Below are 21414 nucleotides of genomic sequence, written 5' to 3' on the forward strand. Positions count from 1 at the left end.
GCGGGCACGGGGTCCTCCTTCGGGTGGGGCGGCTATCTCGTGCAACTGGCGTAACCGGCGTAACGGGCCTGGTCAGCGGGTTACGGCTGGTCCCCCGGTTACGGATGGATCCGTAACCGGGCGTGCTGCCGTAACCGCCTGGCCTGCGGGGTTACGAGAGTTACGGCGGTTACGTGGCAGAGCCGGGGTCGGCGGGTAGATAGCGTTTCCAGGCGTCCGCGAGGCCGGTCTCGCCGGCGGCGAGGTAACCGCGGGTGGGCTTGCCATCGGCCTTGTAGACAGTGGGCTTCACGCCGTAGCGGTCCAGCTCGCGAGCGAGCCGGCGCGCGTCGAGCGGCTTGCCGTAGAGGTTCGCCCAAGGAGCTTCTTCGTTGGCGTGGAGCGCTTCCAGGATTGCCGCCGTCGCGAGTCGGTCGGTGCCGCGCTCGATGTACAGGTCCCGGAGGTCGGCGAGCAGGCGGATGCCGAGGCTGCCTTTGTGCGGGTCGTTGTTGGCTACGAAGTGTGTGCAGGCGGCCCGCGCGGTCTCCGGCCAGTGTGCGCCGGCCGCATCGGCGATGGCGATCAGCGGTTCCCAGATCTCCGCTGACCGGTCGGTGACTCCTTCGGGCATGTCGGGTTCGGCGTCGTCGAGGTTGTCAGCGATGCTGTCCATCCACGCGGCGAGATTGTCCCGCAAGGGTTCGGCCTCGGTCTCGATCCGGCGGGTCTTGAATGGCTCGACCCGCTCATCGGGAGCGCGGCGTCGCATGTGGATGGTGATGGCGCGGGTGGTGATGGTGTCGGGCATGTGTCCGGCGATCCCTGCGAGCGCGACCGGGGCGTAGACGGCGAAGCGCTGCACATTCATCGCCTTTGCGTCGCCGACGCATCGGGCGATGGTCGCCGAGCGCTTGTAGCCGGCGTTGAGCATCGCGCGCAGGTCTTCGTAGTTGCCTCCGTTCTTCGGGTTGAAGATCGCGTCTACCTCGTCGAACAGGACCGTGATGGGAGCGGCGTTGACCATCCGGAACAGCGCAGCCGTGCTCGCCGAGATGGTCATCTCCGGGGCGTGCACGAGGTACTGGGCCACCTCCAGGACGCGGGTCTTACCGGAGCCGGGTTCGGCGCTGGACAGGATCAGCCGCGGGGTCACGTAGAAGTGCTCGGCTGCGTGCGTGTGGGCGTACCAGAGCGCGAGCGTGGGAACGCAGTGCCGGTCGGGGAAGGCGTTGAAGCGGGACACGAATCCTCCGATCTCGTCGAGGACAACGGCGCCGGTCGCGGCCGTGGCGCCAGGCGCGCGGGCGGCGGGCACGACCCGCAGTGGGCGGGCGTGAGAGGTCATCGGCACGTCCTTTCCGTGGCGACGCCGCTCAGGCGGCGTCGCCCTGTTCGCGCCAGCGGGCTCGCGCCCGGGCGACAGTGCGTGGCGTAATCGCGAGCGCGTCGGCGATCTCGCGGATGCTCTTCCCTTCTCGGCTGAGTCGGGCGATCGCGACGTCGTGCTCGCGCGGGCGGCCGATCTTGTTGTGCCCGCGTCGTTCCTGAGGTGTCGTGCCGCCCCAGATGCCGTGTCGCTCATCGTGTGCCAGCGCATAGGTCAGGCAGCCGGAGCGCACCGGGCAGCGGAGGCAGACCCGCTTGGCGGCGGCGATGTCGGCCCGGACGCCGGGGCTGGGTTCGGGATAGAAGCTGTCGGGATCCGTGCCGACGCAGGCGGCGTCTTCGTGCCAGGCGAGGTCGTCCCCGGTGAGCCCGAAGTCGCCCCAGGACGGCGCGCTGCGGCGGCCGGCGCCGAACACAGAAGTCAGAGCGTTGGTGCGGCGTCGCATCAGGCAGCCACCTCTAGGGCGGAAGAGATGTCGCTCTGCGAATCGCCCAGTGCTGCCTGGTAGCGGCTCCACAGTTCCGCGGCGCCGGCGTGGCCGTCGTCGGCCAGCTCACGCAGGGCGGCGGTGTCGGTGGTGTCTATCGCCTGCTCGATCCGGTGGGCGTGGACGAGCAGCGCGCGTCGCCAGGCGGCTTCCAGCACCACCGTCTTGAGGTGGTCCGCGAGGGCCGGGGGTGGTGCGTCGCGGTAGGTGTCGATCAGCCAGCCGGACAGCCACTCTCGCCGCTTCTCTCCTGCTGCCCGACCGGTCGCGACAGCATGGGCGTAAACGGCGACCGGCGCGGGGGCCGTGCCTGCCGCCACCAGCTCGATCACCAGTTGGAGGGCGGGAGCGGCGAGCGCGCCGGCGAGGTCATCGGCGCGCATCCCGGCGAGGACGCGGCGCGCGAGGGTGGCGGGCAGGTGCAGGAGGCAGCCGAGGAAGGCACGTTCGGGGTCGATCAGGGCGTCGGCGGCGGTAGCCATGTCCGAATCTCCTTGGTAGCTGGGTGTGGTGGTTTGAGCCGGAAAGTCGCATCCAGGTAGCGAATTCGCGGTGGTCATCGATCACCTCTTCGGCAGGCGTTCTGTTGAGGGCTGGCGTGAGGGAGTTGGGGATGGCGGATCGGTTTCAGCGGCTGACACCGAGGCAGATTCGGACATCACAGGTCACGGCGGTCGTGGCGGTGGTTGCCGCGTTCGGGATGCTGGTGGTGGCCTTCGTCGTGTCCCCGGCGTGGCGCGGCCTGTCCGGGGCCGTCGCGTTGGCCTACATCGCCTGGTTCCACTCGATGCGGGTGCGACGAGGGCGTCGCCAGGACAAGGAGAATGGACCGAATGATCACTACAGTCGTGACGCCTTGTAGTTGAGTCGGGGCTTTGCGGTCCTGTTCTGGCACCGCACGGGAAGTGTCTCCAGGCCGGGGTTTCAGGAATTCTTGGGACGTTTGCACTGGTGGACGCTAGGAGCTAGACCGCAGCTCAGAGACACTGCGGAGCGCTAGCGGCGATGCTAGATCTAGCATCGCGTGACGCTAGCGAGTCCGGAACCGCTAGCGCCCCGTCCGATCACTCTCTGTTGTGATTGCGGAATCGTGTGGCGGACAGGATCTCGGCACGCTCGACGCCGCGGCGGTTGGCGGCCTTGCCGTCCTCGGTGCGCCCGTAAACCTGCAACGTCTCGACACCGAACGGCTTGAGGCCCGCCGCGAGCTGGTTGGCTTTCGCTCGCCCGTCCAGCTCCGCCCACGAGCCGTAGACCTCCGGGCGTAGCTCGGCGAGGCGATCCACCACCGTCTCGGACCAGATCTTCGCCTCGTCCGCCCGGATCACCGACGCGACATCGGCGACGAGCGAGTACGAGGGGCGAGCAACATCGTCCGCAATGGACTCCCCGGCCGCGTGCCCGGTGACCGTGCCGTGTCCCTCCCGAAGGTCGTAGGCACGCTCCACGATCTTCTCGGCCGCTGGCCCGTCGATGTAGTAGGAGCGGACGATCTGCGGGTCGTCAGTCGCGCCGACGAGGTAGCCGATGCCCTTGTCCTTCGCGCCGAACGTCGTCGCCCGGATGCCGTTCTTGTAGCTCGACGTGCCAAGCACCATGTCGTTTTCCACCTGCCCCATGACCCGCAGGCAGAACCGCAGGCCGGCGTTCGCCGAAACCCCCGGAGGCAGCGACTGGGCGTCCGGGCGCTGCGTGGCCAGGACCAGGATGATGCCCATCGCCGGGCCACGTTTGATGATCCCTTCCGCGAGACGCTTGGCCTCGTCCTTGTAGTCCTCGTGCGAGAACAGCTCCTGACACTCGTCGATCGCGGCGAAGATCGGATGCAGCCCGAGCTTGCGGTTCCGCGAGAGCTGCGGGGTGACCTTGTTCTCCGGGCACAGCGCCCGGTTCTCCTTGGCAATGCGGGTGATGATCTTCGAGCGACGCTCCAGCTCCTTGTACAGCCGACGCAGGCTGTTCATGGCGCCGTCCAACGTTTCGTCGTCGGCGCCGGAGCCGTACTCGTGCGCGACCCGCTCGAACATGCCGAGGTCGCCGGTGCCCTTGAGCTCCCACAGCACGAGTTCGACCCAAGGGTCCAGCGCCGCGGCCAGCACGAGCACACGCAGGGAGAAGGTCTTGCCCATGCGGGGCATGGCGCCGATGACCATGTTCGCGAACATCAGGTCGACGCCCACCGGGCGGCCGCGCTGATCGGTGCCGAACGGCACCGGCTTGAACAGGTCTGCTTCGCCAGCCTTGGCCAGGGGCCAGCTCGCGGGCTTTGCCCTGGACATGTCCTGGTCTCCTACCCAGATCACCAACCGGCCCGCGTGCTCCTCAGTGACCGGCTCCGGCCACACACAGCCCAGCGGGCGGCGCAGCCCGGAGGCCAGCTTGTCCCGTCGCTCCATCACGTCCGTGACCGTGACGCCGTGCGGCAGGTCCACCTCCGCCCGCCAGCCGGGGCCGTCCCGGGTGATCGGCGCCGGGAAGGTGATGCCCGGTCCCTTGGCTACGGCCTGGTTGATCCCGGAAATCCCGAGCGCTGCCAGGGCACGGACCACGACGTCGCTGGTGAGCTTCGGTGCCTTCGAGGTGACCACGGCTCGACCAAGGACGGGCTTATCCGCCGGCGTGCCGATCTTGCCCAGCAACCCGACCGCCACCGCGGCGGCCACGCAGGCCAGAGCCTCGCTGTACGAGACGAGCAGGTAGACGCCGGCGGCCGCGACGAGCAGGGTCAGGAACGCGACCAGGCCACGCTTGCGAATGCGCTCGGAGCGGACCTCGGCCAGCTTGAAGTACTTGTCGTACTCGCTCGCGGTCACCGCGGCCGCCCGCAGCGGCTTGCCCTCCGCGTCGTAGATCCACCGATGCGTCGCCACCAGCACTCGCCACAAGCCGCGGGGCGAGCGGACGAGCAAGATTCCGGCGTACTGCGGGCTGCGCAGGACGTGGTAGGCGCTGGTGTGCCCGGCGTAGAGCGCCAGCCACTTCACCCGGTCGTTGAGTTCCTGCCGTGAGCGCGCCCACTCGGGCAACAGTGGGCGAATCTTGGCCTTGCGGGTGGTCTCCCACCACGACGGCTTGCGCGGAACCCGCGGGTCGACCGGAATCGGGTGGCGCACCTCCTCCGCGTCGTCGAGAGCTTCGTCGCGGCGCGCCTGACCGGGGATCTCCTCGGACGTCGAGGCGCTGTCGGGGTGCAGCGTGAACGGCAACACCTTGCCGTTCACCGGCTCTGGTTCTGGGGTGTTCATGAACTCCTCACGCTTCGGTTCGTCGTCGTGGGGCGGGTGGGTCGAGGCGGGCATCAGGCGGCTCCGGGGCGGCATCGACAGTCGGGTCAGTAGCCCGCGACGTGGCCGGGCTCGTCTCGGCGCGCAACTCGTCGGCCACGTTCTTGCTGGTCCCGCGCGAGATCTCCGGGCAAACCGAGCGCACCCATGCCGGGGTGATCTCGATTCCCGGCGTCCAGCCGGCGCGAGCCTCAGCCAGGTACTCACCGCGCAATTTCCGCGTAGGCTTCGTCTCCGCCTTCGGCTTGCGCGAGGTTCGTCGGACAGGCTTGTCATGAACGGCGGGCACCTGAACGGCTTCGGCATTGCTCGTGAACGCCGGTGCCGCTGAACGATTGACCGCCTCCGTCAACCGGTCGCGGAGCACCGGGGCGGTCTCGGCGGCGAGGAACACCAGTACCGGCGGCACCGAGTGCAGCACCACCCCCGCGACGTCGAAGCGCGTCCACGATCGCCAGGTGTTCATGGTGTACGTGGCCAGGAAGGCGAACCACTTCGTCCGATGCGCCCACGCTCCTATGTGGACCTGGTAGCGAGCGGTGATCTGCTCCGCTCGCAGGACAGCCACCAGCACGAGCGAGACCATCGGGTCCAGCAACCAGGCGGCGAACCACGGCAACGACCAGACGGTCGCGCCCGCGGCCGCGAAGGTCTGGACGTTGACCATCGTGAACGCCAGCCCGAGGAAGATCCCGACCCACACAAGGGCGTCCACGAAGGATCGGACCTTCTCCGCGCGAAGCGCGATCACATCCGGGTTGTTCGACAGTGCCCGCACCTGCGCCGCGGTCGCGGCATTCTGCCTCAGCTTGTCCGCGGTCGACAGGGCAACGGCTTCGGTCATCGGTTCCCCCTTGTCGTGACGATTTCGGTCACCGCGAGCAGGCGTGCAACGGCCGCGCCGGCGAACATCGCCGGGACGATGAGCACGATGAACAGCGCGGTTGTGTTGTTCCAGAACCGAATGACGAGCCACTGCACGCCAACGATCAATGCCGCCGTGACCAAGGTCCGGACGGCGTTCCCGGTCATACGAGTGACTTCACGGACGCCGTTGCGTGCTCTGAGGGCGGACTTGCGCCCGGACCGCCAGGTCGCGAACAGGCCGACGACGGCAAGCCCGGCGAGGACGTACAGAACTGGGTGCGACATCATGCGGCCTCGCCCCCGAGCAGGTGCAGCTCACGGTTCCAGTCGATCTGCGCTGACTCGCTTCCCGAGGGCACGAGCATTTCGGTCTGAGCCAGCGCCGATTCGAGGTCCGGTCGATGGAAGGCGAACAGCGCAACGCCGGTTGGAGACGAGACGGTCAGCCACACCCGCCAGGGCAGGTCGGAGTCTGGGGCGACGTACACATCGCCATCCCCCGAGTCCCGCATCAGGCCGGCGGCCAGCAAATCGCGAGCGATCTCCCAACGGACCCACTGCTCTGCGCCCACGGCGAAGTCCAGCAGCACCGCGAACGGGTCGTCGGAGCGGTATCGGAACTTCACCTGCACCGGGCGCAGTTCGATCACCTCGCCGGAGGTGTCCTCCCACTCCGCCCACATCGTCAGATTCAGGTTCAGGGGCAGCATCAGCGGCCATCCCCGGCATAGCGCGCGCGCTGGGTAGAAGTGCCTACCATGGGGCCTCTCTCCGAACGGTTTGTTGGCTGGTTGGGGAGTCCCGGCGCGGCGGCGTTCTTGGCGGGATGCGCCGCGTCGGGGTCAGTGATCATGGGTCCGGGCATCAAGCGGCGTCCCCCTCGATCAGGTCGGTTACGTCAAGCCGGTTCGGCAGCGACCGCAGCGCGGTCCGGTCGGCCCGCCGACGTGAGCGACCAGCGCGCCGGGAGTCGAGGAACCGCGGCACACGGACAAGCGCGGCCAGTCCTGTCGCCTCCAGCTCCGCGTCAAAGTCGTCGAGCAGCGCGTACGCGTCGGCCAACTCCTCAGCATCGGAGCGCTGCGCCTGAGCAGCGAAAACTTCGTCGTAGTCGATGTCCAAGCCGTCGAAGTGCGCTTCGGCCTGCCGGCGGCTCATGTGTGCGGACCTCATGTGAATCCCTTCATCGATCCGATCTCGCGACCAATGCTGACATTAGTCAGCATTGGTCAGACTGTCGTTGGTCCATCCGTGTGAAAATTGGTCGGGGTTGGTCAGCTGGCTATGCTCGACGCCGTGAGTAGCGAAGCCGCGGGGCTAGCGGCATACGAACGGGTCGCCGCGTCAATCCGGGCAGCCGTCGCGAGCGGCGAGCTGGGGCCGGGGTCGCGCTTGCCTGGAAACCGGGACTTGGCGCAGCAGCATGGGGTCTCCCTGCCGACGCTCCAGAAGGCGGTGGCTCTGCTCCAGGAAGAAGGCTGGCTGGTACCGCGGGCGTCGGTGGGGGTGTACGTCTCGGACGACCCACCGAAGGACCGGCCGGCCGTGACCTTGAGCGACCTGCGGCGCGCGGTGGTCGAACTGCGGACCGCAGTCTCCGTTATCGAGGAGCGGCTGGACCGGCTGGAGGGGGAGTCAAACGGGTGATCCGGCTGGCTCCGGAGTGCGCTGTTCTGTGTCATGCCTCTATGAAAGCGTCCGCTGACCAGCGCAAACAGGGCACACTTGGGGGCACACTCGAACAGTCGGGGCACAGTTGGAGGTGGCGATGGAGGGCAACGAACAGCTCGCTGCCCTGATGCGCGAGGCGGGATTCCTGAAGGACGACGGATCGGTCGGCCTGAAGGTCTTCGCGCGCGCAGTCGGCCGCCAGGCGGGTCGCACGTTCACCCACACTTACATTCGGCGGTGGCTCGGTGGAATGGTGCCGCGCGACGAGCAGGCTCGACGGGCCATCACTGCGGCCCTCGCCGAGCGGCTCGGCAGGCCGGTAGATCAGCGTGAGGTCGGTTTCGGCGGCCCTCGGAGGATTTCGCCGGATCTTGGGCTGGCCTATCCGGACGAGGTGACGGAAGGAATCGCCACTCTGACCGGGCTTTGGCAGGCCGACCTGGACAACGTTTCAGCATTGCTGACGGCGCCCGCCAACATCTCAGCCTGGAGTGAGACGTCGCTGTCCTGGCTGGTCAACAACCGTCAGGACATGATCAACGGTGCAGGGAAACGGCGGGTCGGCCCTGCGGACATCGTCGGCCTTCGCGATACCACGGCGATGTTCGACCGCCTCGATGGTCAGCATGGTGGCGGCCACGCCCGCCGGGCGCTTGTCGAGTTTCTGCGGAGTGATGTCGCCGCGCTGCTCGCGGGCATGTATCCGGAAGAGATCGGCCGCGAGCTGTACACGGAGGCTGCACAGGCGACGCTGCTTGGCGCATGGATGTCGTATGACGCCGGCCTCCACGGGCTCGCCCAGCGGTACTTCACCCAGGCACTACGGCTTGCACAGTCGATAGGGGATCGTCTGCTCGGCGCGTCCATATTGGACGCGATGAGCCACCAAGCGACGTTTCTCGGCAGGTACCGGGAAGCGGCGAATCTCGCTCGCGCGGCGCGGATGGGCACCGAGACCGCCGGATCGGCCAGCGCGCTCGCGCACTTCTACGCCATGGAAGCGCGGGCGCTCGCCCGGCTCGGCGAGGCCACCGAGTGCGATCGAGCGATGGCCGGCGCGGTCCGCGAGTTCGAGCGACGGAACCCCGACAACGATCCGGCGGCCTGGTTCGGGTACTTCAACGAGTCGGAGCTCGCTGCCGAACTGGGGCACTGTAACCGCGACCTCGGACGAGCAGTCGACGCGTCGACCTACGCCACCCAGTCGCTCGGGCCTACGGCCAGCGGATACGTGCGAAGCGATTTCTTTGCGACGATGGTCCTCGCCGACGCCTACTTGGACCAGGGCGAGGCCGAGCAAGCCTGCGAGATCGCGCTGGAGGCGCTGCAGATCGGCGAACGGCTTAAGTCAGCGAGGTGCGGCGCCTACGTGGAGGAGTTCCGCGCACGACTGTCGCGCGTCGGCAGAACCGCCGCTGTTGCGGACTTCGTCGAGCAAGCCTCGACAATCCAGCTCTGGACGCCGGACGACGCTAGAAGGGCGCCCAGTCGCGGCGGCTTCCCCCTGTCCTGATCGCCTCAATCCGCTTGTGCACTTCGGCCGCGGCGCGTTCATCGGAAACGCCTTTCTGGCTCAACCACAGGGTCATCGAGATTTCCCGGTACTCGGCTAGCACCGGGTAGCCGGGCCAGGTCATGATGTCGAAGCCGTAGACCTCGACGAACGCGCGGTACTCGTCCTCGGTGTGCCAGCCGAATCGCTCGAAGAACAGCGCGGTCTGCACCAAGTCCCACTCGCGCGGGCCGAGGCAGAAGCTGTCGAGGTCGATCAAGAGCGGGTCGCCGTCACGATCGAGAATAACGTTGCCTACATTGGCGTCGCCATGGATGACGCCCGGCTTGAGCGCGAAGTCCAGCGCGTCGTACCTGCTCCGCAGCTGGCCAATCCGCTCGCGCATGAACACGGCGTCGGAGAGGTCGACGAGCTCGAGGTCCGGTAGGTACTCGTCCAGCTTGGCGAACGGCTGGCTCTGGGGGAGTGCGAGCGACGCGGGCGCATCAAGGTCGTGGAGTCGGCGAATCAGCTCGGCGACCTGCGTAAGCGGCGCGTACTCCTCCCGCTCCGAGGCGGACTCCCACAAGGTCGTTACATGTCCGCCAAGTTCGATCGGCTGGTCGACGTCGAGCGCCCTTGTTGCCGGGTAGCTCTTGCTGGCAAGCCAGCGCGCGACCGCGACCTGCCGGCGGGCGTTCTCGACGGTCTCGCTGTCGCGGCTGATACGGACAATGACGGGCTTCGCGAGGCGGTAGACGGCGTTCGAGCCAATGCGGATCAGCTCGGCGCCGGCGGGATCGAGGCCCACTTGTTCGCAGACAGCCACCAACGTCCGGTGTGCGGTCTCCTCTGTCAAGGCCGATGCCTTCGTCAACTAGCTTCCCCTTCATCCCCTGGAGATGATGTCCCGTCCCGCGTGCTCAGTCTCCCACGCGCGGCGTCATTGGTTCAGCCCGTCAGCGCGGATGGCTAGTCGGTGGGCAGGAGCGCAGGCGCAAGCTTTAACAGCGCCTGGAGGCCGGTCAAAGCGGCGAACACGGAATCGAGCGATACCAGGACGGCCGCGTAGCGGTGCGTGCCGTGATCGCGTTCGGTCGCCTTGTCGACGATGGCAGCGCGAACCGTCCGCAGCTGCTCCACCTGCGTGTTGACGACCGGGCTGAGTGAGGGGGTCATCCCAGCTGAGCGCCCTACGACGAGCGTTTCAGCGGTCGCGACGGCGGCGGCGAGGTCTGGTCGAGGTAGGCCATTGGCCGCGAGGGCTTTCTCGCCGAGTGACAGCAGATGACAGCCGAGCCACAACAGATCGCCGGTGGCTGTCTCGGCGGCTTCCTGGCGGTTTGCCAACGGGATGGTGATGCTGTCGATCACCGCGTCGAGGTGTTCCAGTTCCAGCGTCACTTCGGCTTGGCCGGTCAGTGGGTTAGCTGGGCGATTCGGAGGGGAGAGCCCGAATGAAACCAAGGATGATGCGTTCGACTGCACGGGCTGATCGAGCGGCGGTTTCGAGGCTGTGAGGTAATTCGCGCACCTCGCGGTCGCCCCGTTCGGCAAGGTGTGCGTCGGTGTCGATCACCTCCCGCAAAGGCGCGGAGGTCTCGTCCAAGGCGTAGATGGCAAACCGGAGCTGGTCCGTCAAGGCGCGTAACCGTGCAGCTTGCGCGCGGAAGGCCAACACCTCGCGCCAAGCCTGAAGTCGGTCCTGGATGTCCTGGTCGGCAGGGGCGGCGTCTAGCTTCTCTGCCTGACTGACTTCGGGCGGCTGTTGATCATCGAGCTTGCCGCTCAGGAGGTCGAGTACGACGGCTGCGTGGTGATCGAGGCAGGTGAGCCACATGTCTTCCCGCAAGTCGAGCACGTAAAGCTGCGCTGGACCTCCACAGTTCACGCATCGGACTGGCCCGTCGACGGGAGGTACCAGACCACTTGGGAACTCGCGCCACGCTGGGGGATCTGTCTCGACGTTCGCCACTGGTCTTCTCCTTCGAGGGCCGCTACTCCCGCCGGCCCGTTGTGGGCTCGGTAGCCGGACAGATCCAAGCGCAGGCCTTGCAGGAGGGGCGTCGACACTTCCGCCCCGCCGCGACCTACCACGTCTGGGAGCGACCGTGCGCAGTGTCGGGCGGGCTCGACTGGGCGTCGCCGGGTGACCAGCGGTCGTCGTTGGGTGGGCTCTCGGCACTGCCGGTTTCGATGTCGTAAGTGACGTACGTTCCCTTGGACTTCACCGTCGTGACCAGACCGCGCGCACGAAGAAGGCTGGTGGCGTGGCGTGCGGTGCCCAGTGCTACGCCGTAGGTCCTGGCGAGCTGCTGCTCACCGGGGAAGCGCTGGTGCAGCCGGAACCGGCTTTTGGTGATCATCTCGCCGAGGTAGTCGGCCAGCCTCTCGTAGAGGTAGGCCGGCCCCTCGATCGTCGGGTCGAACTCGGGAAAGACATCGTCGGTTGCGTCGTCGCCCATCTGGCTCATGCACCTTCCGTGGTCGTTGGATGTACCGCGGTACGCCTACGCCTGACCTGCGACGTTGCGCGGAGCCGCCAACGGAAGATGCTACATAGAGCATGTTATATAGAGCAAGTACTCACAACTATGGTCTTTAGTTCCAGGACTCAGCATGGTTACCGACGTGGTGGTGAAGACGCCAGAGTCCGAGGAGTTCGGCGCCCGCGTGCGCGCGGCTCGCGAGCGCATCGACGGCTTGACTCAGGAGCGGATGGCGCACGCGAGCGGCGTGACGACCAGCTACTACTCGAACCTTGAGCGCGGCCTCGCCAACCCGACGTTCGACGTCATCCTCACCATCGCCGACAGGGTGAACGTCGACCCAGGCGAGCTGATGCGTGGCCTGAAGCCCTCTGGCCAGCGAAAGCGCGGGCGGAACTAAGCGCACCTCAGGCCGGTCGTCACGAGCGGCGGACAGTGAGCCTGCGCGGATCAGATGCTGAGTCCGGCCTGCTGAGGAGAGTCGCTCCATGAGCGATAAAGCAAGTGAGGCGCTTCGCAGAGAGCGAGTTGCTGCAGTGCTTGAGCCTCGGTGTCTTTCGTCCTAGCCCCATACTCAATGCACCAGGCGATGACTTTCTCGAAGGTGATTCGGCCGGTTGGGAGATGGCGACCGAGGTCTGGCGGGATGTGCACGTGGGGCTCTTTGTAAGGGCTGTTGCCCGTGGGGTGCCAATGTATGAGCCATTCATCCTCGCTGCGGCCTTCCCGTCGGAGCCGGTAGCGGTAGCCACGTGTGCTGACACGGATCGGGCCGTCGTGTTTCTTCTGGTCGGCGTCCACGATCTGAAACCGCATTTCCGCGAAGAACCAACCAATACCCGTCAACCTCATGCCACTGGGCCCGTTGAGTACCCAGGAGTAGGTGTCCCCCTTCTTGTAGCCGCTCCGCCGGCTGGTGACGATCTTTGAGTAGTCCGCTAGGACGTTGATCGCCGTTCGTAGGGGCTCGAGGAAGACGTCTACCGCTTCGTTCGGAGTCCTTCCGGGCATCGAGGTCAGCGGACGAACGGAAGGTACATCCAGACTTCCACCAGGCCGGGTACGGAGTCGAAGTCGATCCCTTCGAACTCGCCAGCGTCCCATCGTGCCAGGAACTCGGCAGCGGGGATGCCCATCTGCTCGCGCGTGACCTGGTCAAACATCTCATAGGCGTCGTCGTCGGAGACGGGCACGACCTCGACCTTGCTGTCAGTTCTCGTGCTCACATCTCCTCCTCGGCCACATGCCTATCATCCGGTGGGGGACGACAGTTTCATACAGCTGCTGCCCCTCAATGTTACTCACGACACAAAGATCACCCGATTGTCCGAGCGGGCTTGCCGCCCAACACGGGATCTCATGGATCTCCCTCTCGATGATGCCAGCGTTCGAGGACTCGCGCCTGGGCCCTTCCTGACCTGGGCATGCGACACGCCGAAAGGCTGCTTGACCTGGAGGGGGCGTGATGAAAATCTCTACTGTAGAGCGGTGTGTCGCGTTGAGCCCGGCGACCAATCCGGCTACGCTCCGACCGCTTTGCGCCATTACGTCGACGGAGCGTAGCCGGATTGGTCGCCGGGCGCGCGTGTGATTTTACCATTTTTCCTGGTCAGCGCGCTAGACTCAGTTGCATCTCCGGCCCGTTGGTTACCGATCGCCACGGTGGTCAGCTGCCGATGCTGTCGCGCGGAGTTGGTTATGGCGCGATTGTCACGCGTTATCCTGCGCATCCTTGAGGTAAGCAGTTGGGGAATGCAAGCTGGGGCGAGTGGTGTGGCGCGCCACCACTGGGGTCATGGTGCAGTGGCTTGGCAACGCGTCGTGAGAGCGGTCTCGTCTCCGTCGTAGGTCCAGGAGCTGTAGTTCGGCGCGGACCCCGGTGAGCGCATCATCGTCCACGCTACCGACGAACTGAGCGGGCGTGGCCACTTCTAGTGACTATGCTGGTTTTGTCGATCTTATGACGTCCTGATCACGCCACCGACGGAAGAGGCGCCAACTGCCGACATCGGAGTCGCTGATGTCTCCGTCGCGGCGAAGTTGTGCTAGCAACCGCAGGCCGGCGTCGTCCTCGCCCAACAGGATCAACCGCGCGAGTTTGTATTCCTGGGGGAGTGATTCGGTGTCCCAGGCGGCGACCTCATCGTGGATTGCATCTGTCCCTAGGCGTTGCTGGCGGTCGAGCCACTGTTCTACGCGACTACGCTCGACCTCCAATGAATTGGTCGTTAGCGCACCGAGAAGGCGATGATAGCCTTCGGCGCCGAGCTGGCGACCTTCCGTGACGGCTTCTTCCGCCCACGTCGAGGCCACCACTGAAAATCCGTCGGTCAACTCTGGGTGCAAGCGGGCAAGAAGTTGAAAGACGAGGCCAATCGTGAGGACCTCGCATAAGTCGACCGCTTGTCGCAGGTAATCGGACGTAGGCTCAAGCGGGGTCCCAAGTGGGGGAGCATCAGGTACTCGCCTGAGGTAGCGATGATCCACTAGGCCTTCTCGATGGACAAGGACGTGTCGGCGCTCGAATAACTCGACAACCGCCGGCCATTCCGTGTTACCAGTCTTAATGTCGATGCCCAGGCGATCGTTTATTTGCTTACGCCAGCCTTCCAATCCGCTGCCCATCATTAGCTTCCGAACATCGCTCTCTAACTGCTCGTCATTGATGCCAGGATAACTTCGGTTAGTCAGCAGATTCCGCCGGAGTATCCGTACGATGCAGACCTCTACTTGACCGCAAATTACTGCGAGTAACGCTCGCAGTAGCAGCGGCTTGCGTGGGCGCCTGAAGTTGGCCGCCGCATAGGCCGGTAAGTACATCGCGAGACCTGGCTGATTTTCGAACTCGGCCTGTAAGCGATTTGTGACTTGTGCGACGATCGACTGGGGATAGAGAGTTCGGGCGATCAGCGCGAACGGGTCGGCCGTCCATTCTTCCGCGGCGACATCGCTCTCGCCGAGAACGCTAACAACGAGCGCACTCGCCTGTTGCTCAGCTTCGGCGAAGACTTCATGCACCCGATGCTGTACATCCCGTGTAACGCCCGCTTGCGTTGCCACCTGGGCGGCGACGTCGATCGGGGAGCTGTCGGCCGTTCGCCTGTCGATGTCTTCTGCCACGTTGACTAGCTCGCGGCAGCCTGTGGCAAAGTCCCGAATCGCTCCGAGTTGGAGGAACAACTCCACCTCGTCCGGGGTCTGCGCGTAGTCGGGTGAGTCGTTCACGAAAACTCCTTCTGCCTGGGCGTCGCCGGCCCTAAGGCGGCATCGCGACGACTGCGTCAAGCAGCATCCTGCATGCCTGGCACCGCACACAAGCTGGTTAAGCGTCAGTCGGTGATGTGCGATGGGGCCGTCACACAGCCTGGTGCCGGCACGCGGTCGTCCTAACCTTGGCTCCGCTGCTTCGTGCCCGGCAATAGCCCGGTAACGCATCGCGTTGACGCGACAAATATGCTGCTCGGGGCCGGTTCGCCCGCCGCTCTGTAAATCAGACGGCACTGCCTTCAGAGGTTCGAATCCTCTACCCGCCACACCAGTCTCATCACCCCCGTGGCCTGCGGAAGCAGGACGCGGGGGTGATTTGTTTCGTGAAGCCAAGTTCGCGGTAGACCCGCCCGATGGTGTGCTCGCAGTAAGTACGCGGTTGGCGCGCGGGGAAGGACGCCGTGGCAAGGGAACGGTGCCCCGTCGGGCGGCGGGGAGGGCAACCTGCGGGCCTGTTGCCATCGGGCGGCACGGCATGGTGCCCGAGGACGAGGGGTTCCTGGAGCCCGAACGGCCGGGGCATCCCTCGGATGTGGGTGCCTTCCTGGGCGCTCCGGGTGGAACGCCCAGGAAGGGCCCGCCAGCAGTGTGATCGTTCCGAAAGGGGGCTGGCGAGTTCGAGCATGCGCCACCCCGTGTGGCCGCTTTTCGGGCGGTGGCGGCGTGCCGCGGCCGGGTGGATCCAGGGGCAGCGGGCTGTGCGCAGCAACGCCGAAACTGTCGTATCCCGGCCGTAGTGTCGCCTCAGGCTCGCTGAGCTGGAGGTTCGCATGAATTTTGATCCGGGTTGACCAACCACGCCATCGTCATGCCGGCCCGGCGGGTGGAACTATGCGCGGTTGAGCCCGTCGTGCACTGGCACGGCGCGCCGCGGGCGTGGTCGACGCGCTGATCTTGACGACCTCCGTCGGGTCACACGCCCGCCGGCCGAACAGAAACACCGGATCGGGGTGCTTCCCCTTCTGCCTACTAGTGAGTAGGGTGCTTCAGATCTGACTGGTCGTGGTCTTTAGGAGACGCATTGAAGCGTGTCGCATTGCGGTGTGGCGGGTTGGTACTCGCGGCCATGCTGGCCTTGGTACCGACCACGGCCAGCGCGCAGGAAACCGTCGTGTACTCGGGGCTCGCGTCCCTCGCCAACGGCGCGCTGCGGCCCGACACCGACCCGGCAGGCGCCAACGACTGGAGCTGTCGCCCCTCCGCGGCGCATCCGCGGCCGATCGTCCTCGTGCACGGCACGATCGAGAACAAGACGTACAACTGGTACACCCTTTCGCCCCTACTGCGGAACGCCGGCTACTGCGTCTTCGCCCTCAACTACGGCGAGCTCTCCGGCCTCCACGTCGGCCTGCCCGGCTCGCTGCACACCTACGGCGCGGCTGCGGTCGCCGGTGCCGCCAATGAGCTCGACGCCTTCGTGGACAAGGTGCTCGACGCGACCGGGGCGTCCAAAGTGGACATCGTCGGGCATTCGCAGGGCGGCATGATGCCCCGCTACTACCTCAAGTACCTCGGCGGCGCCGCGAAGGTCGACAAGCTGGTCGCGCTCGCACCGTCCAACCACGGCACCACCGTTGACGGGCTGGCGAAGCTGCCTGGCGTGCCGTACCTGCTGACCACCGGGCTCGGGCCGGCGGTGCAGGACCAGATCGCGGGCTCGGACTTCCTGCGGGACCTCAACGCGGGCGGCGACACCGTGCCCGGCGTGACCTACACCGTCATCGAGAGCCGCTACGACGAGGTCGTCACGCCGTACACCTCGGCGTTCCTCACCGGCCCGAACGTCACGAACATCCTGCTGCAGGACCAGTGCGTGACCGACACGAGCGAGCACCTCGGCATCTCCTTCGACGCGATCGCGCTGCGGGACGTGCTGAACGCCCTCGACCCGGCGAACGCGAAGGCGCCGAACTGCACGCTGACCCTGCCGATCAACGGCGGCGGCTTCGAGGAGCAGATGCTGGCCGCCGGTACCTGGACGCCGTAGCTGCCACGGGCACTCCAGATGCCGGCCGGCGACCGGCCGGCCGGCATCGAGGCCGGACTACAGATACGGCCGCGTGATCATCTCGATCCCGTGGCCAGACGGGTCCTTGAAGTAGACCCCTCGCCCGCCGTGTTCGGTGTTCGTTTCGCCGGAACGCTTCAGGTGCGGGTCCGCCCAATGCTCGATACCCCGGTCACGGATGCGGGCGTACGCGCGGTCGAACAGCTCGTCGTCCACCAGGAAGGCGTAGTGCTGCATCTGGATCTCCACCGGCGGCTCGGCGAACTGCAGCAGGACACCGTCGTCGAGCAGGATGTTCGTGAACACACCCCACGACGGGGCTTCCTCGGCCTCGAACAGCTCCCGGAAGAACCGGGCCGACTCGTGCCTGTCCTTGGCCGCGATGATGGTGTGGTTGAACTTGGCGGAAATGAGTGTCTCCTCGAACTGTCGGAGTCAACCTAACCGGCACCTCCGGCCTGCGGCAAGCTCCGCCAGAGATCGCAGTTGTGCTCGGCGCCCAGCTGCCGGTACGAGATCGGCACCGACGCGCCGCCCGCTCGCAGTGACAGGGTCAGCTTCGCTCCGTTGTAAGCGGGCCACGGCGATGAGCCGGGCGCGAACGGCCGGCCGGAGCGGATGAAGGAACCCCAGTACCGCACCATATCCGCCGACAACCGCCGTTCCGAGGCGTCGAACGTGGGCGCGATCGGGGTGCCGTTGTCGAAGCTCGGCCACAGGTAGGCGAGTTCCGCCGCATGCCCGGCGCCCCACACGTAACCAGGGGTGGGCGCGAGACCGGGGCCCGTGCGATGGTCGAACTGGTAGGCGTAGGTGCGGGTCCAGCCGGCGAAGGTGGTCACCAGATCACTCGTGCTGCATCCGCCGATGCCGCCGACCAGGCCGGAGTCGGTCATGATCGCGCCGATCAGGTAGGCCGCGGTGAACTGGTCGGCGTGCGAAGGCCAGGGATAACGCGACAGCACCCGCTCGTCGAAGGTCGAGGTCACCCAGGATTCGTACTGCTCGCGGGTGGCGCCGACGAACCCCTGGGCGAACGTCCTCCCCTCGTCGCGGTTCGCCCCGACCATCAGGGGCACGCGGCCGAAGTCGCCCGTGCGGACGGCGGTGTCCGGCGGTCGCGGCAACACCGGCACCCTGCTGACCAGCGACGCCGAGGTCGACGCATCGACCAGCCGGGAAGCGGGCAGCGCACGCAGGCAGGCGACGTCGGCGCAACCGAGCGACTGCGCGACCGTCACCCCGGCCTGTTCGGCCTGCGGCAACGGCGTGCTGATGCACGATCCACTTTGGATGATCGCGCGCTGGAAGAGCCCGCGCGAGGAAGGGGACGCCAGATGCGCGCAGGTGGAGAAGCCACCCGCGGACTCGCCGCCGAGGGTCACCTGGGCCGGGTCACCGCCGAAGGCGCTGATGTTCTGCCGGACCCAGCGCAGTGCGGCCTGCTGGTCCATGAACCCGTAGTCGCCCGACTGACCCGCCTCGGCCGTCAGCCCCGGATGCGCGAGGAACCCGAACAGGCCGAGGCGGTAGTTCAGCGTCACCACGACGACGCCGTTCGTCTTCGCGATCAGGCTGCCGTCGTGCTGGTTGGAGCTGCCGTTGACCAGGCCGCCGCCGTGGATCCAGACGAACACCGGCAACTTGTCCGCCGCGATCGGGCGCTGGACGTTGAGGTACAGGCAGTCCTCGTCCTCCGAACGCGGCCCGTTGGTGCTCGCCTGCGCCGGGCAGCGGTTGCCGTAGGCGACGGCGTCGCGGACTCCGGTCCACGAGGCGGGCGCCGCGGGCGGCCGCCAGCGCAGGTCACCGATCGGCGGCGCGGCGTACGGAATGCCCAGGAAGCTGTCGACACCGGACGACGAGCTGCCACGGACGACGCCGGAAGCGGTCCGGGCGACCGGGGCGGCAGCCGCGGTCGCCGTGCCCGTGGCGAGCAGCAAGAACGCGATCAGCAGGGCAACGACCTTCTTCACCGGACCACCACCGAATCCCGCCGGCGCACGTCCCGCGACGACGAACCGACCTCGACCGAACGCTTTCCCGCCACCATCCGCCAGCCGTCCGACCAGTACGACAGCGCCCGGTCCGGGATCTCCAGCCGGACCTTCCGGGACTCACCGGGCCGCAGCTCGACGCGCACGAAGGCCGCGAGCTGCCGGGCCATCGGTACCGGGGCGGCCGCGGGCGGCCCGACGTAGACCTGCGCGACCTCGGCGCCCGTGCGGTCTCCGCTGTTGCGCAGCACGAACTCGACCTGCCGGCAGTTGACGGAAAGGTCGCTGTAGTGGAACCGCGTGTAGGACAAGCCGTGGCCGAACGGGAAGAGTGGCGCGACGTTCATCGCGTCGTAGTAGCGGTAGCCGACGAAGATGCTCTCGCTGTACTGGGCGTGCTCGTCGACGCCGGGGTAGCGCTCGGGCGGTGCGGTCGGCGCGTCCTCCGGCCGTTTCGGGTACGTCTCCGGCAGCTTGCCGCCGGGGTTCGCCTCACCCAGCAGCAGCGCGGCGGTCGCGTCGGCGCCTTCCTGTCCGGGGTACCACATCTGCAGCACAGCGGCGGTCCCCGGCAGCCACGGCATCGTGATCGGGTCGCCGGTGTTGAGCACGACGACCGTCCGCGGGTTCGCCGTCGTGACCGCGGTCAGCAGCACGTCCTGGTTGTCGGGCAGCGCGAGGCCGGTTCTGTCCTGGCCCTCGGTGCCCTCGGTGCCCTCGTTGAAGGCGAAGGCCAGCACGGTCCGCGCGGACTTCGCCAGCCGGACGGCATCGTCGACCGCCTGCTGTCGCCGCGCCGGGGTCACCCAGGCCAGCCGGACCTGCACGGGCGTGTCCGCCGCCCCGGTCGCCGTGACGGCGAACCGCCGCGGCCGCCCGGCGACGAGGTGGACCACGGCACCCGCGTTTCCGAGGCCGTCGGCTGTGCTGAGCAACCTGCTGTTGCCACCGAAGATGGCCCCGACCGAGTCGATCAGCGTGCCGTCGAGCGTCAGTGAGATCCCGCCCTGGAACGACTGGACGGCGCCTGCGCCCTGGATGCGCAGGTCGTAGTCGCCGGTCTCGGGTGCGGTGATCGTGCCGGTCCAGGTGCGCGTCGTCCCGGCAGGCAGGGCGTTCGTGCCCGTGTAGTCGATCGCACCGGTCGACAGGGCCGAGGCCGGGACGGCGGCGCCGTCGAGATCGACGCCCGTGGCGTACGGCAGGTCGCGGCCCGCACGGCGGGCCAGTGCGTCGAGCGGGCTCTCCGCGGAGGCCGGTATGACGTGTGCGCTGCCGCCGCCACCGACCAGCGGGCTCCGCGCGGTCGGACCGGTCACCACCACCGAGCGCAGGTCGGCCAGCGGCAGCGTGTCACCTTCGTTGCGGAGCAGGACCGCACCCGCCAGTGCGATCCGGCGGGCGGCCGCCGCGTGCCGGGCCGAATCGAGTGCCGGACCGAGGATCCGGCGGACCGAAGTGTCCACAACGGACTCGGGCAGGCTGCCTTCCCGCACGGTCGCGACCAGGCTCGCGTAGTTCGCGCCGCTGGGCATTTCGAGGTCGAGCCCGGCTCGGATCGCGGGCTCGGCACCCTGCGTGGCGCCCCAATCGGACATCACGAACCCGGTGAACTTCCAGTCCGCGCGCAGGATCTCGGTCAGCAGGTAGGGGTTCTCCGACGCGTACACGCCGTTGACCCGGTTGTACGACGCCATCACGGCGCCCACGCCGGCCCTGACCGCGGCCTCGAAAGCAGGCAGGTAGATCTCCCGCAGCGTGCGCTCGTCGAGGTCGGCGCTGACCGTCTGACGGCCGTTCTCGAAGTTGTTGGCCGCGTAGTGCTTCACAGTGGCGATGACCCCGGTTTCCTGGATGCCGCGCACCTCCGCGGCGAACAGATCGCCGGCCAGCAACGGGTCTTCGCCGAGGGTCTCGAAGTTCCGGCCCGCCTGCGGGACGCGGACGAGGTTCGTCATCGGCGCGAGCAGCACGTCCTGGCCGAGTGCGCGCCCCTCCTCGCCGACGACCTGCCCGTACTGCCGGGCGGTGTCGGGATCGAACGTGGCGGCCAGTGCGACCGGCGCCGGGAGCGCGGTCGCGTGCCGGGCGACCCGGACTCCCGCCGGGCCGTCGGACAGGCGCACCTCGGGAATGCCGAGCCGCGGCACGCCGGGGAGGTAGCCGGCCTGCCCCGGGGAGGCCGGGTCGGTCGCGCCATGCAGCATCGCGACCTTTTCCTCGAGCGTCATGGCCCGGACGGGCTCGTCGACGTCGCGTCCGCCCGATGCGAAGGCCGGGACGGCGGGGGAGAGGGCAACCGCGGCGGTGGCGAGGAGCAGGGCTCGACGGTTCAGATCCAATATGAGTACCACCGCCTCTCGTCGTTGGTCGGCGGGTGATTTGGTGTGACGCACAACATATTGGGCGAACCGGGTGGAACGGAAGACCTAGTGGTCGGTAGGTAGTAACGGATCGATAAAGAGCCTGGTCAGAGTATCGAT

General features: G+C 67.1%; 22 protein-coding genes and 1 pseudogene. 5 read left to right on the top strand and 18 right to left on the bottom strand.

Features of this window, described 5'->3' with window-relative positions:
- Positions 1–169: 169 nt before the first annotated feature.
- The 3 genes and pseudogenes from LWP59_RS02600 to LWP59_RS02615 all read right to left on the bottom strand — a co-directional run.
- A pseudogene (locus LWP59_RS02600) lies at positions 170–1411 on the bottom strand (DUF3631 domain-containing protein); the annotation flags it as partial.
- The gene (locus LWP59_RS40860) at positions 1356–1814 is read right to left on the bottom strand and encodes a WhiB family transcriptional regulator (protein ID WP_144642544.1); all 459 of its coding nucleotides are present in this window, start codon (positions 1812–1814) and stop codon (positions 1356–1358) included. The gene LWP59_RS40860 and the pseudogene LWP59_RS02600, both read right to left, overlap by 56 nt.
- Complete coding sequence (locus LWP59_RS02615) at positions 1814–2338, bottom strand: hypothetical protein (protein ID WP_144642545.1); 525 nt, start codon at positions 2336–2338, stop codon at positions 1814–1816. The genes LWP59_RS40860 and LWP59_RS02615 overlap by 1 nt, the downstream gene beginning before the upstream one ends.
- A 131-nt stretch (positions 2339–2469) precedes the next feature.
- On the opposite strand from LWP59_RS02615, the gene LWP59_RS02620 reads away from it, so the two are divergent.
- Entirely contained in the window at positions 2470–2718 is a 249-nt protein-coding gene (locus LWP59_RS02620) for a hypothetical protein (protein ID WP_144642546.1), read from the top strand.
- 202 nt (positions 2719–2920) lie between these two features.
- Here LWP59_RS02620 and LWP59_RS02625 read toward each other — a convergent pair whose 3' ends face one another.
- The 5 genes from LWP59_RS02625 to LWP59_RS02645 form a co-directional block, all read right to left on the bottom strand.
- Positions 2921–5101 carry an FtsK/SpoIIIE domain-containing protein gene (locus LWP59_RS02625; RefSeq protein WP_229857957.1) on the bottom strand — a complete coding sequence of 727 codons (2181 nt, stop codon included), beginning with the start codon at positions 5099–5101 and terminating at the stop codon, positions 2921–2923.
- Positions 5102–5108: 7 nt separating this feature from the next.
- Complete coding sequence (locus LWP59_RS02630; protein WP_229857954.1) at positions 5109–5984, bottom strand: hypothetical protein; 876 nt, start codon at positions 5982–5984, stop codon at positions 5109–5111.
- Complete coding sequence (locus LWP59_RS02635) at positions 5981–6295, bottom strand: hypothetical protein (protein ID WP_229857952.1); 315 nt, start codon at positions 6293–6295, stop codon at positions 5981–5983. Before LWP59_RS02635 ends, LWP59_RS02630 begins: the two co-directional genes overlap by 4 nt.
- Positions 6292–6717: an SsgA family sporulation/cell division regulator gene (locus LWP59_RS02640; protein WP_144642548.1), complete on the bottom strand. Its 426-nt coding sequence runs from the start codon at positions 6715–6717 to the stop codon at positions 6292–6294. Before LWP59_RS02640 ends, LWP59_RS02635 begins: the two co-directional genes overlap by 4 nt.
- A gap of 154 nt (positions 6718–6871) precedes the next feature.
- Positions 6872–7165, bottom strand: a complete 294-nt coding sequence (locus LWP59_RS02645) for a hypothetical protein (RefSeq protein WP_144642549.1) — start codon at positions 7163–7165, stop codon at positions 6872–6874.
- A 138-nt stretch (positions 7166–7303) separates the two neighbouring features.
- Between LWP59_RS02645 and LWP59_RS02650 the strand changes: the two genes are divergently transcribed.
- Entirely contained in the window at positions 7304–7654 is a 351-nt protein-coding gene (locus LWP59_RS02650) for a GntR family transcriptional regulator (protein ID WP_144642550.1), read from the top strand.
- Positions 7655–7775: 121 nt separating this feature from the next.
- Positions 7776–9191, top strand: a complete 1416-nt coding sequence (locus LWP59_RS02655; protein ID WP_144642551.1) for a tetratricopeptide repeat protein — start codon at positions 7776–7778, stop codon at positions 9189–9191.
- Here the strand turns inward: LWP59_RS02655 and LWP59_RS02660 are convergent.
- The 4 genes from LWP59_RS02660 to LWP59_RS02675 all read right to left on the bottom strand — a co-directional run bounded on the left by LWP59_RS02660 (position 9151) and on the right by LWP59_RS02675 (position 11644).
- Positions 9151–10029, bottom strand: a complete 879-nt coding sequence (locus LWP59_RS02660) for a phosphotransferase family protein (protein WP_229857949.1) — start codon at positions 10027–10029, stop codon at positions 9151–9153. The genes LWP59_RS02655 and LWP59_RS02660 overlap by 41 nt on opposite strands.
- Positions 10030–10142: 113 nt before the next feature.
- Positions 10143–10574, bottom strand: a complete 432-nt coding sequence (locus LWP59_RS02665) for a hypothetical protein (protein ID WP_144642553.1) — start codon at positions 10572–10574, stop codon at positions 10143–10145.
- A 22-nt stretch (positions 10575–10596) separates the two neighbouring features.
- On the bottom strand, positions 10597–11031 hold the full coding sequence (locus LWP59_RS02670; protein WP_144642554.1) for a hypothetical protein: 435 nt from the start codon (positions 11029–11031) through the stop codon (positions 10597–10599).
- Positions 11032–11260: 229 nt separating this feature from the next.
- Complete coding sequence (locus tag LWP59_RS02675) at positions 11261–11644, bottom strand: winged helix-turn-helix domain-containing protein (RefSeq protein WP_229857945.1); 384 nt, start codon at positions 11642–11644, stop codon at positions 11261–11263.
- A 145-nt stretch (positions 11645–11789) separates the two neighbouring features.
- Between LWP59_RS02675 and LWP59_RS02680 the strand changes: the two genes are divergently transcribed.
- Entirely contained in the window at positions 11790–12059 is a 270-nt protein-coding gene (locus tag LWP59_RS02680; protein WP_144642555.1) for a helix-turn-helix domain-containing protein, read from the top strand.
- A gap of 50 nt (positions 12060–12109) precedes the next feature.
- Here LWP59_RS02680 and LWP59_RS02685 read toward each other — a convergent pair whose 3' ends face one another.
- The 3 genes from LWP59_RS02685 to LWP59_RS02695 all read right to left on the bottom strand — a co-directional run bounded on the left by LWP59_RS02685 (position 12110) and on the right by LWP59_RS02695 (position 14884).
- Entirely contained in the window at positions 12110–12670 is a 561-nt protein-coding gene (locus LWP59_RS02685; protein ID WP_144642556.1) for a hypothetical protein, read from the bottom strand.
- Positions 12671–12675: 5 nt separating this feature from the next.
- On the bottom strand, positions 12676–12885 hold the full coding sequence (locus tag LWP59_RS02690) for a hypothetical protein (RefSeq protein WP_144642557.1): 210 nt from the start codon (positions 12883–12885) through the stop codon (positions 12676–12678).
- A gap of 712 nt (positions 12886–13597) precedes the next feature.
- The gene (locus tag LWP59_RS02695; protein WP_144642558.1) at positions 13598–14884 is read right to left on the bottom strand and encodes a hypothetical protein; all 1287 of its coding nucleotides are present in this window, start codon (positions 14882–14884) and stop codon (positions 13598–13600) included.
- A 1063-nt stretch (positions 14885–15947) separates the two neighbouring features.
- Here LWP59_RS02695 and LWP59_RS02700 point away from each other — a divergent pair.
- Positions 15948–16913, top strand: a complete 966-nt coding sequence (locus LWP59_RS02700) for an esterase/lipase family protein (protein WP_229857944.1) — start codon at positions 15948–15950, stop codon at positions 16911–16913.
- 57 nt (positions 16914–16970) lie between these two features.
- Here the strand turns inward: LWP59_RS02700 and LWP59_RS02705 are convergent, their stop codons facing one another.
- From LWP59_RS02705 to LWP59_RS02715, 3 genes are read right to left on the bottom strand one after another with little or no spacing between them, the layout of a single operon-like run.
- Positions 16971–17345, bottom strand: coding sequence for a VOC family protein (locus LWP59_RS02705; RefSeq protein WP_144642559.1), 375 nt, complete (start codon positions 17343–17345; stop codon positions 16971–16973).
- Positions 17346–17374: 29 nt separating this feature from the next.
- A complete protein-coding gene (locus LWP59_RS02710; protein WP_222425654.1) occupies positions 17375–18910 on the bottom strand; it encodes a carboxylesterase/lipase family protein in 1536 nt (511 codons plus the stop codon).
- Positions 18907–21273, bottom strand: coding sequence for a beta-glucosidase family protein (locus LWP59_RS02715; RefSeq protein WP_144642560.1), 2367 nt, complete (start codon positions 21271–21273; stop codon positions 18907–18909). Before LWP59_RS02715 ends, LWP59_RS02710 begins: the two co-directional genes overlap by 4 nt.
- Positions 21274–21414 lie beyond the last annotated feature (141 nt).

Source organism: Amycolatopsis acidiphila (assembly GCF_021391495.1).
GTDB lineage: Bacteria > Actinomycetota > Actinomycetes > Mycobacteriales > Pseudonocardiaceae > Amycolatopsis_E > Amycolatopsis_E acidiphila.

Excerpts from the sequence above, each read along its gene's own strand:
- LWP59_RS02640 (WP_144642548.1), bottom strand. The coding sequence starts at position 6,717 with ATGCTGCCCCTGAACCTGAATCTGACGATGTGGGCGGAGTGGGAGGAC.
- LWP59_RS02645 (WP_144642549.1), bottom strand. The coding sequence starts at position 7,165 with ATGAGCCGCCGGCAGGCCGAAGCGCACTTCGACGGCTTGGACATCGAC.
- LWP59_RS02635 (WP_229857952.1), bottom strand. The coding sequence starts at position 6,295 with ATGATGTCGCACCCAGTTCTGTACGTCCTCGCCGGGCTTGCCGTCGTC.
- LWP59_RS02620 (WP_144642546.1), top strand. The coding sequence starts at position 2,470 with ATGGCGGATCGGTTTCAGCGGCTGACACCGAGGCAGATTCGGACATCA.
- LWP59_RS02680 (WP_144642555.1), top strand. The coding sequence starts at position 11,790 with ATGGTTACCGACGTGGTGGTGAAGACGCCAGAGTCCGAGGAGTTCGGC.
- LWP59_RS02685 (WP_144642556.1), bottom strand. The coding sequence starts at position 12,670 with ATGCCCGGAAGGACTCCGAACGAAGCGGTAGACGTCTTCCTCGAGCCC.
- LWP59_RS02630 (WP_229857954.1), bottom strand. The coding sequence starts at position 5,984 with ATGACCGAAGCCGTTGCCCTGTCGACCGCGGACAAGCTGAGGCAGAAT.
- LWP59_RS02625 (WP_229857957.1), bottom strand. The coding sequence starts at position 5,101 with ATGAACACCCCAGAACCAGAGCCGGTGAACGGCAAGGTGTTGCCGTTC.
- LWP59_RS40860 (WP_144642544.1), bottom strand. The coding sequence starts at position 1,814 with ATGCGACGCCGCACCAACGCTCTGACTTCTGTGTTCGGCGCCGGCCGC.
- LWP59_RS02615 (WP_144642545.1), bottom strand. The coding sequence starts at position 2,338 with ATGGCTACCGCCGCCGACGCCCTGATCGACCCCGAACGTGCCTTCCTC.
- LWP59_RS02655 (WP_144642551.1), top strand. The coding sequence starts at position 7,776 with ATGGAGGGCAACGAACAGCTCGCTGCCCTGATGCGCGAGGCGGGATTC.
- LWP59_RS02675 (WP_229857945.1), bottom strand. The coding sequence starts at position 11,644 with ATGAGCCAGATGGGCGACGACGCAACCGACGATGTCTTTCCCGAGTTC.